General features: G+C 35.5%; 14 protein-coding genes and 4 tRNA genes. 3 read left to right on the plus strand and 15 right to left on the minus strand.

Annotated features, from left to right (window positions below; all coding sequences use genetic code 11):
• Positions 1-5: 5 nt before the first annotated feature.
• From rpsG to HPY57_11745, 15 genes are all read right to left on the minus strand, one after another.
• Positions 6-473, minus strand: a complete 468-nt coding sequence (gene rpsG, locus HPY57_11675) for a 30S ribosomal protein S7 (protein ID NPV12438.1) — start codon at positions 471-473, stop codon at positions 6-8.
• Positions 474-475: 2 nt separating this feature from the next.
• A complete protein-coding gene (locus tag HPY57_11680; GenBank protein NPV12439.1) occupies positions 476-859 on the minus strand; it encodes a 30S ribosomal protein S12 in 384 nt (127 codons plus the stop codon).
• 68 nt (positions 860-927) lie between these two features.
• Positions 928-5175, minus strand: a complete 4248-nt coding sequence (gene rpoC, locus HPY57_11685) for a DNA-directed RNA polymerase subunit beta' (protein ID NPV12440.1) — start codon at positions 5173-5175, stop codon at positions 928-930.
• Between the two features lie 29 nt (positions 5176-5204).
• A complete protein-coding gene (gene rpoB / locus HPY57_11690; GenBank protein NPV12441.1) occupies positions 5205-8978 on the minus strand; it encodes a DNA-directed RNA polymerase subunit beta in 3774 nt (1257 codons plus the stop codon).
• A gap of 91 nt (positions 8979-9069) precedes the next feature.
• A complete protein-coding gene (rplL, locus tag HPY57_11695; protein NPV12442.1) occupies positions 9070-9453 on the minus strand; it encodes a 50S ribosomal protein L7/L12 in 384 nt (127 codons plus the stop codon).
• Positions 9454-9473: 20 nt separating this feature from the next.
• Positions 9474-9998, minus strand: coding sequence for a 50S ribosomal protein L10 (locus HPY57_11700; GenBank protein ID NPV12443.1), 525 nt, complete (start codon positions 9996-9998; stop codon positions 9474-9476).
• 69 nt (positions 9999-10067) lie between these two features.
• Positions 10068-10763 (minus strand): 50S ribosomal protein L1, encoded by a 696-nt coding sequence (locus HPY57_11705; GenBank protein ID NPV12444.1) that lies wholly within the window; start codon positions 10761-10763, stop codon positions 10068-10070.
• A gap of 15 nt (positions 10764-10778) precedes the next feature.
• Positions 10779-11204, minus strand: coding sequence for a 50S ribosomal protein L11 (gene rplK / locus HPY57_11710; GenBank protein NPV12445.1), 426 nt, complete (start codon positions 11202-11204; stop codon positions 10779-10781).
• A gap of 16 nt (positions 11205-11220) precedes the next feature.
• A complete protein-coding gene (gene nusG, locus HPY57_11715) occupies positions 11221-11754 on the minus strand; it encodes a transcription termination/antitermination factor NusG (protein NPV12446.1) in 534 nt (177 codons plus the stop codon).
• A 2-nt stretch (positions 11755-11756) separates the two neighbouring features.
• On the minus strand, positions 11757-11939 hold the full coding sequence (gene secE, locus HPY57_11720; protein NPV12447.1) for a preprotein translocase subunit SecE: 183 nt from the start codon (positions 11937-11939) through the stop codon (positions 11757-11759).
• Between the two features lie 19 nt (positions 11940-11958).
• Positions 11959-12031 (minus strand) — tRNA-Trp (locus tag HPY57_11725).
• Positions 12032-12036: 5 nt separating this feature from the next.
• Entirely contained in the window at positions 12037-12186 is a 150-nt protein-coding gene (rpmG, locus tag HPY57_11730; protein NPV12448.1) for a 50S ribosomal protein L33, read from the minus strand.
• A gap of 21 nt (positions 12187-12207) precedes the next feature.
• A tRNA-Thr gene (locus tag HPY57_11735) sits at positions 12208-12280 on the minus strand.
• A gap of 87 nt (positions 12281-12367) precedes the next feature.
• Positions 12368-12440 (minus strand) — tRNA-Gly (locus HPY57_11740).
• 30 nt (positions 12441-12470) lie between these two features.
• Positions 12471-12557, minus strand: a tRNA-Tyr gene (locus HPY57_11745).
• Positions 12558-12807: 250 nt separating this feature from the next.
• On the opposite strand from HPY57_11745, the gene HPY57_11750 reads away from it, so the two are divergent.
• Genes HPY57_11750 through rsfS form a run of 3 tightly spaced genes read left to right on the plus strand, consistent with a single transcriptional unit; the run spans position 12808 to position 14167 of the window.
• Complete coding sequence (locus HPY57_11750; GenBank protein ID NPV12449.1) at positions 12808-13323, plus strand: hypothetical protein; 516 nt, start codon at positions 12808-12810, stop codon at positions 13321-13323.
• Between the two features lie 26 nt (positions 13324-13349).
• On the plus strand, positions 13350-13799 hold the full coding sequence (locus HPY57_11755; GenBank protein NPV12450.1) for a LytR C-terminal domain-containing protein: 450 nt from the start codon (positions 13350-13352) through the stop codon (positions 13797-13799).
• On the plus strand, positions 13793-14167 hold the full coding sequence (gene rsfS / locus HPY57_11760) for a ribosome silencing factor (protein ID NPV12451.1): 375 nt from the start codon (positions 13793-13795) through the stop codon (positions 14165-14167). Before HPY57_11755 ends, rsfS begins: the two co-directional genes overlap by 7 nt.

Below are 14167 nucleotides of genomic sequence, written 5' to 3' on the forward strand. Positions count from 1 at the left end.
CGTTCTTACCATTTAAAATGAGCAAAAGCTTTATTTGCTTCAGCCATTCGATGAGTGTCTTCTTTCTTCTTAATGGCTGCACCTTCGTTATTTGCAGCAGCCATTAGTTCAGCAGCGAGTTTATTTGCAAATGATTTATCTTTTCTTTCTCTAGCAAAATTAATAATCCATCTTAAAGCCAATGCAATCCTTCTCTCTGGTCTGACTTCAGTTGGTACTTGATAAGTTGCACCACCAATTCTTCGACTTCTAACTTCAATCATCGGTTGAACATTGTTAACTGCTTTTAAAAAGACTTCAAGTGGATTTTTGTTGGTTTTCTCTTTTATTATATCAAAGGCACCATAAACTAATTTGCGTGCAACATTCTTTTTGCCGCGTTTCATCACATAATTTATAAGTTTAGTTACAAGAACTTCATTATAAATTGGATCAGGCGGCAAAATTCTTTTTTCTGCTCTTCTCTTTCTCATATTTACTTACTTGCTGTTTTTGCTTTTTTAGTTCCGTATTTAGATCTACCCTGTTTTCTATCCTGAACACCAGCAGCATCAAGCGTTCCGCGAATAATATGATATCTAACACCTGGTAAATCCTTAACTCTTCCTCCGCGAACAAGAACTATTGAGTGCTCTTGCAAATTGTGACCTTCACCTGGAATATAAGCTGTTACTTCTATACCATTTGAAAGTCTAACACGAGCTACCTTCCGTAGAGCGGAGTTAGGTTTTTTCGGAGTTGTAGTATAGACACGTGTACAAACCCCTCTTTTTTGGGGGCATCCTTGAAGAGCCGGTGACTTGCTCTTACTTTTAACTTTTACTCTATTTTGTCTAACTAACTGATTTATAGTTGGCAACTCTATATCTCCGTTTTATAAAAATTTAGCTTCGCAATATAACATTTAGATATTTTTTAGTCAAGCTGTTATTTCGATTTTACTTTGATTGTCTCCTGGGTCGAACTTTTCGTTTCAACAAATTCTGATGTCGTTAAAATAATATTCCTGAATTTCTTCAAACCAGTTCCTGCTGGAATCTTATGGCCAATTACAACATTTTCCTTCAAACCAAGTAAGTAATCTGTTTTTGCCTCAGTTGCAGCATCTGTTAAAACCTTAGTTGTTTCCTGGAATGACGCTGCTGATAAAAAGCTCTCTGTTGAAAGAGCAGCTGAGGTAATACCTAAGAGAATTGGTTCTGAAGTTGCCGGTTGAGCATCTCTAAATTCAACAGGTTTCTTATTCTTCTTTCTAAGATCGATATTAACATCTCTTACTTTATTTCTTTCAACAACCTGACCATTCTTAAATCTTGAATCACCACGATTAAGAATAACAACAGAATTTCTGATTTTCTCATTCTCTTCTTCTAGAACGTACTTATCAACAAGATCATTCTCAAGGAATTTGGTATCGCCTGGATCAAGGATTTTAACTTTTTGCAGCATCTGTTTAACGATAATTTCAATGTGCTTGTCATTTATCTTAACACCTTGCAAACGATAAACTTCCTGTATTTCATTTACGAGGAACTCTTGAACTGCATTAGGACCTTTGATTCTTAATATATCATGAGGATCAAGATCGCCATCTGTTAATTTATCTCCAGCTTTAACTACATCACCATTCTGAACAAGCACATGCTTACCAACTGAGATTGAATAAGTTTTTGTTGTTAATCCATCGATAGAGGTAATGATTATATCTCGAGTTCCTTTTTTCTGAGCTCCGAAAGAAACAACTCCATCAAATTCTGAGACAATTGCTGGATCGTGTGGTTTTCTTGCTTCAAATAATTCGGTAACTCTTGGAAGACCACCAGTAATATCTCTTGTCTTTCCAATCTCTCGTGGAATTTTTGCTAAAATAGTACCAGCTTTTATCTCCTGTCCTTCTCTAACGACCAAATGAGCTTTAGCTGGCATAATGTATTCGATAATTTTATTGCCATTCTGAACAATATTGATTCTCGGCACTAAAGCTTTATCACGAGATTCAATTACTACCTGCTGGATATGACCTGTTTGTTCATCGCTTTCGTGACGGAATGTAATGTTTTCCACCATATCTTGAAATTCGACGACACCATCAACTTCGGTAATAATTACAGCATTGTAAGGATCATGATTATAAAGGATTGTTCCTTTCTCAACCTTCTGATTATCCTCAATTACTATCTCTGCACCATAAGGAACTTCATACTTTCTAAGTATTCTGCCATCATTATCAACAATATTGATTAAACCATTTCTAGTAAGAGAGACTTTTACTTTTTCGCCAAATTCATTTACTTTTTCAACAAATCTTAACCCTTCAAATTGAGCTTTACCTTCAAATCTTGAAGTAACTTGTGAAGTTTCAACTATTCTGCTAGCTGCACCACCAATATGGAATGTTCTTAATGTAAGCTGAGTACCTGGTTCACCAATCGATTGAGCTGCAATAATACCTACAGCCTCACCAACATCGACCAATTTGCCTGTAGTCAAGTTTCTTCCATAACACTTTGCACAAACACCGCGTTTTGAGTCGCAGGTCAAAACTGTTCTAATCTTAACTCTTTCAATTGCTGTTTCACCAATTCTCTCAGCAATTTCTTCTGTAATTAATTCACCGGCTTCACAAAGCAATTCTTTAGTTATTGGATCTTCAATATCTTCAAGGGCAACTCTTCCTAAAATTCTTTCAGATAATGGTTCTCGAATTTCTTCTCCATCTTTCAATGCAGTAATTTCAACACCCCGGATCGTTCCACAATCATATTGAGTTACTACAACATCTTGGGCAACATCAACCAATCTTCTTGTAAGATAACCAGCATCGGCAGTTTTAAGAGCGGTATCAGCAAGCCCCTTTCTTGCACCGTGAGTTGAAATGAAATATTCAATAACCGAAAGACCTTCTTTGAAGTTAGAAATAATTGGACTCTCAATAATTTCACCAGCCTGTCCTGTTAAACTCTTCTGCGGCTTAGCCATCAATCCTCTCATTCCAGCAAGCTGACGAACTTGCTCTTTCGAACCACGAGCACCTGAATCTATCATCATCCAGAGTGGATTAAATCCGTCCTGAGATTTCTTCAAAGTTTCTACAAGAGCATCAGCAACATTATTTGTTGTGTGAGTCCAGATATCAATTATCTTATTATATCTTTCACCTTCAGAAATGTAACCTTCTTGCCATTGATTGAGAACTTTCTTTACTTCTTTGTTAGATTTTTCCACAAACTGCCATTTAGCATCGGGAACAATCATATCATCGACATTTATTGAAATACCACCAATTGTAGCGTATTTGAAACCAATATCTTTCAGATCATCAAGGAATTGGGCGGTTCTTACATTACCAAGTTTGCGGAACATTTTACCAATTAAACTACCAAATGACTTCTTCACCAATAATTCATTAATAAAGCCCATCTCCTTTGGAACAATGCGATTAAAGATTACTCTTCCAACTGATGTCTCAATTAATTCATCATCTATTCTAACTTTTATCCTTGCATGCAATCCAACTTTTTTATTTTCATAAGCGATCAAAACTTCATCTGGTGAACTGAAAACTTTACCTTCGCCGAGATCACCATTTTTTATTTTGGTCAAATAATATGCACCAAGAATAATATCTTGAGTTGGAATTACAATTGGATTACCATTTTGTGGAGAAAGAATATTATGACTTGAAAGCATTAATAACTGGCATTCGAGTATAGCTTCTGGAGAAAGCGGAACGTGTACAGCCATCTGATCTCCATCGAAGTCAGCATTGAATGCTGTACAAACCATTGGGTGTATTTCAATTGCTTTTGTTGTAACCAAAATTGGTTGGAATGCCTGTATACCAAGTCTGTGCAAAGTTGGTGCACGGTTTAACATTACAGGATGGGAGTCAACAATACTCTCTAGAATTTCCCAAACTATAGGTTGCTTTTTATCGATAACTTTTCTTGCACTCTTAACAGTCTTGTTATATCCACGCTCAATCAGCTTGTTAATTACAAAAGGTTTGAAGAGCTCCAGAGCCATATCTCGGTTCAAACCACATTGATGAAGTTTAAGCTCTGGATTAACAACGATTACTGAACGACCAGAATAGTCAACTCTCTTTCCTAAAAGATTTTGTCTAAATCGTCCTTGTTTTCCTTTTAAGATATCTGATAATGATTTTAACGCTCTGTTTGATTCAACACGAACTACATTTGTTCTTCTTGAATTATCAAACAATGCATCAACAGCTTCCTGAAGCATTCTTTTTTCATTTCTCAGAATTACATCAGGAGCTTTAATTTCGATCAATCTTTTAAGACGATTATTGCGAATGATGACTTTTCTATAAAGATCGTTTAAGTCACTTGTTGCAAATCTTCCACCTTCAAGAGGCACAAGAGGACGGAGTTCTGGCGGAATAACTGGAACGACTTCAACAATCATCCATTCGGGTTTATTTTCTGGTGCACCTTCTTTAGGTTTGAATGCTTCAATTATTTTTAATCTTTTTAGAATTTCTTGTTTTTTCTGTTGAGAGGTTTCTTCTTTTAATTGAGTTCTAAGTTCTAAACTTAAAGCTTCTGGATCTACTTTCTTTAATAAAGCTTTGAGTGCCTCTCCACCCATTTTTGCAACGAATTTGCGAGGATCGTCATCAGGTAATTTATCATTATCAGGTGGAAGAGAGTTTAGTATTTCAAAATACTGTTCCTCGGTAATCAAATCTTTTTCTTTTAATCCAGTGGGTCCTGGATTAATGACAACATAAGTCTCGTAGTAAACAATTTTTTCAAGATCTTTTGTAGTGTATCCTAAAACATTTCCGATTTTACTTGGCTGTGATCTAAAGAACCAGATATGTGCGACGGGAACTGCAAGAGAGATATGGCCCATTCTCTCGCGTCTAACTGATTTTGTAGTAACCTCAACACCGCATCTATCACATATAATACCTTTGTATCTTATTCTTTTGTATTTACCGCAATGACATTCCCAATCGCGAGTTGGTCCAAAGATTTTTTCGCAGAATAGGCCATCCTTTTCGGGACGGAATGAACGGTAATTTATTGTTTCAGGTTTTGTTACCTCACCATGAGACCTTTTCAAAATCACATCGGGATTAGCAAGACTAATTGTAATCTTTGAAATTGTTTTTGATTGCTGATCTAAAGGTTTAATTGTTGTCATTTTTCAAACTCATAATTTGTTGTTGATTCTTATTCGTATTCAACATTTACTTCTAAACATAGTCCTTGCAATTCCCTGACCAAGACATTAAACGATTCAGGAACATTAGCTTCAGGGAAGTCAGTACCTTTGACTATTGCTTCATAAACTTTAGCTCGACCTGTCACATCATCACTTTTTACCGTTAACATTTCTTGTAGAGTATGAGCAGCACCATAAGCTTCAAGAGCCCATACTTCCATTTCACCAAATCTTTGACCACCGAACTGAGCCTTACCACCGAGCGGTTGTTGTGTAATCAATGAGTAAGGTCCAATTGATCGTGCGTGGATCTTATCTTCAACAAGGTGAGACAGCTTCATTATATAAGCGACACCAACGGTAACTTCTTTATCAAATCTTTCACCAGTTCTTCCGTCATAAAGAACTGTTTTTCCACTTGGATTTAATCCTGCTTTTGCAAGATATTCTTGAATTTCTTCCCAGGATGCACCATCAAAAATTGGAGTTGCGAATTTTACTCCCAATTTATATGCAGCCCAGCCTAAAGCACATTCAAGCAATTGCCCGACATTCATTCTTGAAGGAACACCAAGTGGATTGAGAATAATATCTACTGGAGTACCATCGGGTAAGAATGGCATATCTTCGACAGGAACAATCTTAGCAACAACACCTTTGTTACCATGACGACCCGCCATTTTATCACCGACCATAATCTTACGCTTTTTAGCAACATAAACTTTAGCCATCTGTACAATTCCGGGCGGAAGATCATCACCTGCTTGAATCTTATTCTTCTCTCTTTTCAAATTATCATCAATATCCTGTCTATGGAGGTAATAATTTTCGTAAAGTTTTCTGACTAGATTGTTCTTTTTTGTATTTTCAGTCCAGTCAGGCTCGACATCAAGTTCATCTATTTTCTCACCAAGAGCTTCGAATATTGATCTTCTTAATACGGTTCCGCTTCTAATTGCTGAGGAACCATCTTTGAATTTGATGCCAACTGTTTCAATGCCTTCGAAAATTTCGACGAGCCTATCAATTAATTTTTCTCTTAACTTCTCAATATTTTCAGCGTGTTCTTTTTCAAGTTGTTCGATTAATCTTTTTTCTTCCTTCTTTCCTTCAGCATCGCGTCTTCTTCTATTAAATAATTTAGTTGCAACAACAACTCCCTTCATTCCTGCTGGAGCTCTCAAAGAAGCATCTTTAACATCTCCAGCTTTATCACCAAAGATTGCTCTAAGTAATTTTTCTTCGGGAGTTGGATCAGTTTCGCCTTTAGGAGTAATCTTTCCGATCAGGATATCGTTCTCTTTAACTTCGGTTCCAACTCTGACAATTCCGTTCTCATCCAGATCTTTTGTTGCTTCTTCACTCACATTAGGAATTTCGCGAGTAAGTTCTTCTTCTCCTCGTTTTGTTTCTCTAACTTGAAGTTCAAATTCCTCAATATGGATTGAAGTATAGACATCTTCCTTTACAAGTCTCTCGCTAAGAATAATAGCATCCTCGAAGTTATAGCCACGCCATGGCATATATGCGACAAGGATATTCTTTCCAAGAGCAAGTTCTCCGTTATCAGTTGCATGACCATCAGCAAGCACATCACCTTTCTTGACTCTTTGTCCTTCAACAACAAGCGGTTTTTGATTAATACAGGTATCTTGATTGGTTCTGTAAAACTTGGTTAAATAATAAGTTCTAATTTTTCTATCTTCAAAGGAAGTTAATCTTTCTGTTTCAGTCATATCATATTCAATCGTAATGTGATTAGAATCACATTCAAGGACAACACCATCACCTTCGGCTAAAATAAGAGCACGTGAGTCTCTTGCAACTTTTGCTTCCATTCCTGTTCCAACTAGCGGAGCTTCTGTCTTCAATAAAGGAACAGCTTGACGCTGCATGTTGCTTCCCATCAATGCGCGGTTAGCATCATCATGTTCAAGGAATGGAATTAACGAAGCTGCAGGACTTACAATTTGATTTGGAGCGACATCCATGTATTTTATATTCTCAGGAGATTCTTCGGGGAAGTCTCCTCTGAATCTTGAAATTATTCTTTCACCGACAAACTTTCCTTGTTCATTAATTTGCGTACTTGCTTGAGCAATTGCTACTTCGTCTTCTTTTTCTGCAGTTAAGTATTCTATTTGATCTGTAACTTTTCCATTTTCAACTTTTCGATATGGAGTTTCGATAAAACCATATTTATTTATTCTTGAATAGATACAAAGTGATGAGATCAAACCAATGTTTGGTCCTTCGGGGGTTTCTATTGGACACAATCTACCATAATGTGTGTAATGAACGTCTCTTACTTCGAAACCTGCTCTTTCTCTTGTCAAACCGCCCGGTCCTAATGCACTTAATCTTCTTTTATGTGTAATCTCAGCTAATGGATTGGTTTGATCAAGGAACTGTGATAATTGATTTGTACCGAAGAAAGAGTTAATTACACTTGAAATAATTCTTGCGTTTACAAGATCTTGAGGTCCAAAATTTTCTGTTTCCTGAATGTTCATTTTTTCTCTAATGGTTCTTGCTAATCTTGCAAACGCAGTGTTGAATTGCTGAGTTAATTGCTCTCCTACTGTTCTAACTCTTCTATTTCCAAGATGATCAATATCATCAATTGGATGTTTTCCATCTTTTAAGTCAATTAAATACTTTATGATTGCAATAATATCTTCTTTAGTAAGGATTGTAATATCTTCTGGAATGTTCAATCCAAGTTTAACATTCATTCTATGGCGGCCAACTTCACCAAGATCATATCTTTTTGGATTGAAGAATAATTTATCAATCAACCCTCTTGCTGTTTCAAGATCTGGTGCTTCGGTTGCTCTAAGTTGCTTATAAATTGCTTCAAGAGCTTCTTCTTCACTGTGAGCAATATCATTCTCGAGTGTGTTTAAGATTAAATGGCCATCAACGGAGTCAATTTGTTTAATAAATTTTACTTTTTTATTACCAGTTTTCTTTGCCCTTTGTAAAATTTCCTCAGTAAACTCTGTATCCTTAGTCGCAAAAATTTCCCCCGTTGAAAAATCAATTAAATCGGAAGCTATTTTTCTGCCAAAGTAATCCTTAATATTAGATTTATTTAAGTCAACTTCTTCATAGAGATCGAACAATTCAAGAATTTGTTCATCAGAAGAATATCCAATTGCTCTGAGTAGAGTTGTTGCAGGGAATTTTTTCTTTCTATCAATATAAACATACATCATATTGGAGATGTCAGTAGCAAACTCAACCCACGAGCCTTTAAATGGAATCACCCTTCCAGTATAAATCATTGTTCCATTTGGGTGCATAGTTTCTGAGAAAACAACACCTGGTGAACGATGCAATTGACTGACTATTGCTCGTTCAGCACCATTAATAATAAAACTTCCCTTTGGTGTCATATAGGGCAAGTTTCCAAGATATACATCTTGCTCGACCGATTGAACAAACTCTTGTGTTTCAAGATCACGAATGGAGAGACGCATCTTGGCTTTTAGAGGCACAGCATAAGTCAATCCTCTTTCAAGGCATTCCTGAATTGTATATCTCGGTTTTTCAACATAATATTCAACAAAATCAAGTTTATAATTTTCCCTTTGATCTAACACCGGGAAGTTTTGAAGGAAAACACTTTGTAAACCTTTGTTTTCTCTCTTTTCTGGTGGAACTTTAGACTGGAGAAAATCTTCAAACGATTCAAGTTGCACTGCCAATAAATCCGGAGCCTCAACTGCACTTTTAATTTTTGAGAATGATATTCTGTCTGCCACTTTTACATCTCCAATAACTTATTATTGATTGTTACCAATAAAAATGGAAAATGATGAGCCGTGGTTTTGACTCATCACTTTCCTGAAAAAAATATTTATAGAAAAATTATTTAATCTCGACTTTACCGCCAGCTTCTTCAATTTCTTTCTTAATTTTTTCAGCTTCTTCTTTACTAACACCTTCTTTGATTGTTTTTGGAGCTGAATCAACAAGATCTTTTGCTTCTTTCAAACCTAAACCTGTATGAGCACGGACAACTTTTATAACATTAATTTTTTGTGCACCTGCATCAGTTAATACAACATTAAATTCAGTTTTCTCTTCTTGAGCTGGTGCTGCGGGTCCACCTGCTGCTGGAGCTCCTGCCATTACAACTGGGGCAGCAGCGGTTACACCAAATTCTTCTTCTAATGCTTTCTTTAATTCGGCAGCTTCTGTTAAAGTCAATCCTTTAATTTGCTCTACTAAACTTGCTACTTTCTCTGTCATTTTAATAACTCCTGATTTTTTTAATTACTTTCTTGTTTTTTAATGTAAGCATCAAGAACACCAACAAGATCACGCATTACTGCATTGATAGTTCCAATCAAACCAGATATTGGCGATTGGATACCACCAATGATACCTGCAATGATCTCTGGTTTTGATGGTAATGAAGCCAATTCATCTAATTTTGAACCATCATAAAATGAGGATTCGATATAACAAGCTTTTAAATCTAGCTTGTTATATTTTTCTCTAAATTTTTTGATAATCTTTGCAGGAACGACCGGATCTTCATTTGAAATTGCAATACCTGTCATTCCAACAAGATATTCTTTTGCCTTTTCAAAGCGGTTAATTTGATCAATTGCAAGTTTTGCCAGAGTATTTTTTACAACGCGATACTCCACATTAGCTTTACGAAATTCACGACGAAGTTCATTTACTTCTTCAACAGTAATCCCCTGGTAGTTAAGAAGATAAAGACCTGTCGCATTCTTCAACTTATCGGCAACCCTTGCAACGATCTCGGCTTTTTCAGCTTTATTCATAATTCAACCTATCCTTAATAGATTTACACCGTTAATATTTAGAAGCTTAAGAGTGCGTAATAGTCACTTTTATAAATTAGTTAACTCATTTCGATCTACCTTAATTCCAGGACCCATTGTACTGGATAGATAAATCGATTTTACATATTGACCTTTTGCCGAAGCAGGTTTTAATCTGAGAATTGTGCTCATCAAAGCTTTAAAATTCTCAATTAGTTTTTGAGCATCAAAAGATGCTTTCCCAATCGATGCATGAACAATTCCCGCTTTATCGACTCGGAATTGAATTTTACCTGCTTTTAATTCCTTAACAACTTTTCCAACATCATTAGTAACAGTTCCGCTCTTTGGATTAGGCATTAAACCTCGAGCACCCAAAATTTTTCCAAGCTTACCGACTTCTGGCATAACATCGGGGGTTGCAACTACAACATCGAAGTCTAACCAACCTTCTTGAATTTTCTTTATATATTCATCAAATCCAACATAATCAGCACCTGCCTCTTTTGCTTCAGTTTCTTTTGGTCCACGAGTTAAAACCAAAACTTTTACTTCCTTTCCAGTTCCATGAGGTAAAACTACTGTACCTCTAACCATTTGATCAGCATGTCTTGGATCAACACCCAACCTAACAGCTACATCAACCGATTCATCGAACTTTGCATTGGCTAATTTTTTAACAAGCTCAACTGCTTCGGATAATTTATATTCTTTTTTCTTATCGATTGATGAAAGATTATTTTTTACTCTTTTACTTACTTTCATATCAAACCTATTTTTTTATCCTTCTACGGTGATACCCATACTTCTTGCAGTTCCTTCGATCATACTCATTGCTGCTTCAAGTGAAGCCGCATTTAAGTCAGGCATTTTCATCATTGCAATTTCTTTTATCTGTTCTTTTGTGACTTTCCCAACTTTTACTCTGTTTGGTTCAGCTGAACCTTTCTCTATTTTAGCAGCTTTGAGTAGTAATACTGATGCTGGAGGAGTTTTTGTAATAAAAGTAAATGATTTATCAGAATAAACAGTAATAACAACAGGTATAATTAATCCCGCTTGATTTTGAGTTCTTGCGTTGAATTGCTTGCAGAACTCCATAATATTAACACCTTTTTGACCTAATGCAGGGCCAACTGGTGGAGCGGGGTTTGCCTGTCCTGCTGGAATTTGAAGTTTTATGTAACCAACTATTTTCTTAGCCATAACTTTCTCTCAAAATTTATTTTTCTAATTCTGCTTGAGTAAAATCTATTTCTACTGGTGTCTTGCGACCAAAAATACTAACCATTACTTTTAATTTAAGCTTCTCATTATTTACTTCCTGGACGGTACCTTTTAATTTGGCAAAAGGACCATTAGTAATAACAATAGGATCGCCTACTTTAAATGGAGTTTCGATTCTTTCACCTTTTGCTTCGGCTTGAATCTTTCCAATTATTCTTTCAACTTCACTAGGTTGAAGAGGTTGTGGGCGATTTTTTGTACCCAGAAAACCCATTACTGATGGAATACTTAGAATAATATCAATGATCTTTTTATCAAGTTCCGCTTCGATTAGAATATAACCAGGGAAAAAACTTTTATTCTTTTGTTTTTTCTTCCCGTCTTTTACTTCAAAAACTTTTTCTACAGGAATCAAAATTTGTTTAATGTAAGGTTGTAAATTTCTAAACTCAATTTCCTTTTCGAGCGCCGTCTTTACTTTATTCTCGTGACCCGAAAATGTTCTCAACACATACCACTTAAAGCTCATCTCTAAAAAATCCCTTTTATTATATTACTCAAAATCTGATCGATGATATAAACAAAAGCAGCGAGAATTAAGCAAGTGATAATAACGAGCTGAGTTGAACCCTTAAGTTCTTCTTGTGTTGGCCAGGTAACTTTTTTCATCTCCCTGACAACATCGTTAATGTAATTAATAATTTTTTGTTTCATAAGTTATTTCCTGATTATGCACGTCAGGAGGGACTCGAACCCCCAACCTGCGGTTTTGGAGACCGCTGCTCTACCAATTGAGCTACTGACGTAAATTTTATTTTGTTTCCTTATGAATTGTATGTTTATTACACCACTTGCAATATTTTTTGTACTCTACTCTTCCCGAATGGAGCTTTTTATTTTTGGTGGTAGTGTAATTTCTCCTTTTACACTCAGTACATTCTAATGTAATAATATCTCTCATTTTTCAATTCTCACTTTCTTGAGCTTGCGACCGGGATTGAACCGGTGACCTCTTCCTTACCAAGGAAGTGCTCTACCAACTGAGCTACGCAAGCAAATACACTATTTCAAATAAAAAAATTTCCCCTTAGAAAGGGAAAACACATTATCAAATTTCTCTAAATTTAATCTTAAAAGTTTTGAGCGGGAGACGGGACTCGAACCCGCGACCAACAGCTTGGAAGGCTGTGACTCTGCCAACTGAGTTACTCCCGCTTGTTTTACCAAAACTTTTAATGAACTTTCTGGTGGGTGGCGAGGGATTCGAACCCCCTAAGGCGTATGCCAACGGATTTACAGTCCGCCCCGGCTCTCCAACTCCGGCGTCCACCCATTTTATCTTATATTTTTAGCTTACAATTATATTAATCTTATTTTAAAGATGCAACTGAGTGGTTTATAGTAAAGTCAAAATTTTTTACTTCAATTGTTTTATTAATGTTTTCGTTAACAATAAAGAATATAATTTCATTGCGAGCTCAAAATTAAAATCAAAATTAATCATTACTTTGAGAAAATACGAAACAAATAATATATTGCATTTGTTCAAGAGAGTGTAATTAATTAATGAGAGGACAGAAAAATGAAAATTAAAAATATACTAATCGTAATTCTCTTGACATCAGGAATAATTTTTGGACAACTAAAAAGCCAAAAACCTCAAGAGATTAATGTTGGAAGTGCAATGCTTTCACCTAAATCGGGGAATCTATTATTCGGCTTTTTTAATCCATCAAATTTCAAGATGTCTCACTCTTATAATTTTTCCTACACCTCTTTTGGAAAATCAAGCCTTGCTTTAGGTGTTTACACAAATTCAATGTTCTATAAAATTTCTGATCCTCTCACAATGGAACTCGATATTAGTTTAACTCACTCACCATTTAACTCTTTTGGAAGAGAATTTCAAAATCAATTTAACGGCATTTTTGTAAGTCGTGCTGCATTAAATTGGAGACCTACTGAAAACACATTAATTAATGTTGAATTTCGGAATTTACCTTCCGCACTTTATCTAATGAATCCATATTATAGATATTATCCAAGCTGGTACCGTTACGATGAAGCAGGATTTAATGATTGGTATCTTGGAAGATGAAAAACGGAGGGAATTGATAGATCAAAGTGGCGGAGTCTCTTAAAACTAAAAATACACTCTTAAATATTACCCTCTTCTTTCTCGGACTTATTCTTTTATTTATTGCATACAATATTTATCTATCACTTCAAAAACCTTCTGATGAAGATCTGGAAGAAAAAAATATTTCTGGGAAAATTATCCAGGTCAAAGTTTTAAATGGGACACAAACTGATGGACTTGCAAAAAAGCTAACCGATTTTCTACGATCAAAAAATTTTGATGTAGTTATTCAAGGTAACTACAACGAAAGGAATGTAAAGAAAACTTTCATCATAGATCATAGAGGAGATAAAAAAATTCTTAGAAAAATAATTAAAGTTCTAAAGATTGATCCTGATCAGGTTAAAACTGATATTAAAGAATTCGAATTGACTGATGTAACAATTGTAATTGGCGAAGATTATCAAAAACTAAACAGTGAAATAAAATGGTAAAAAGTGAAGCTTTAAAAGATTTAATCGTCGAAAAAATCATCGAGAAAAAAGGAGAAAATATTCTGGTCCTTGACCTCAGAAAAATTACTTCTGTAACCGATTTTTTTGTTATCTGCTCAGGAACAGTTGAACAACACATTAAGGCTATCAAAGATAATATCATCGAAAAACTTGAAGAAAAAGGAATCAAGTACTGGCACATTGAGGGCGAAAGAGCAAACACTTGGGTACTCATTGATTATGTCGATGTTGTTGTTCACATCTTTCATCCATTGGCCAGAGATTATTACAAGCTTGAAAAATTATGGGCAGACGCAAAAGCGGAAAAAATTAAAACCGACTATGAACAAGTTGAGGTAAATAATTAA

The organism is Ignavibacteria bacterium, assembly GCA_013177855.1.
Taxonomy (GTDB): Bacteria; Bacteroidota; Ignavibacteria; order Ch128b; family Ch128b; genus Ch128b.

Bases quoted from the DNA above. Each gene is read 5' to 3' on its own strand.
- rpsG (NPV12438.1), bottom strand. From the start codon at position 473: ATGAGAAAGAGAAGAGCAGAAAAAAGAATTTTGCCGCCTGATCCAATT.
- rpoC (NPV12440.1), bottom strand. From the start codon at position 5,175: ATGACAACAATTAAACCTTTAGATCAGCAATCAAAAACAATTTCAAAG.
- rplL (NPV12442.1), bottom strand. From the start codon at position 9,453: ATGACAGAGAAAGTAGCAAGTTTAGTAGAGCAAATTAAAGGATTGACT.
- HPY57_11700 (NPV12443.1), bottom strand. From the start codon at position 9,998: ATGAATAAAGCTGAAAAAGCCGAGATCGTTGCAAGGGTTGCCGATAAG.
- HPY57_11705 (NPV12444.1), bottom strand. From the start codon at position 10,763: ATGAAAGTAAGTAAAAGAGTAAAAAATAATCTTTCATCAATCGATAAG.
- rplK (NPV12445.1), bottom strand. From the start codon at position 11,204: ATGGCTAAGAAAATAGTTGGTTACATAAAACTTCAAATTCCAGCAGGA.
- nusG (NPV12446.1), bottom strand. From the start codon at position 11,754: ATGAGCTTTAAGTGGTATGTGTTGAGAACATTTTCGGGTCACGAGAAT.
- secE (NPV12447.1), bottom strand. From the start codon at position 11,939: ATGAAACAAAAAATTATTAATTACATTAACGATGTTGTCAGGGAGATG.
- rpmG (NPV12448.1), bottom strand. From the start codon at position 12,186: ATGAGAGATATTATTACATTAGAATGTACTGAGTGTAAAAGGAGAAAT.
- HPY57_11750 (NPV12449.1), top strand. From the start codon at position 12,808: ATGAAAATTAAAAATATACTAATCGTAATTCTCTTGACATCAGGAATA.
- rsfS (NPV12451.1), top strand. From the start codon at position 13,793: ATGGTAAAAAGTGAAGCTTTAAAAGATTTAATCGTCGAAAAAATCATC.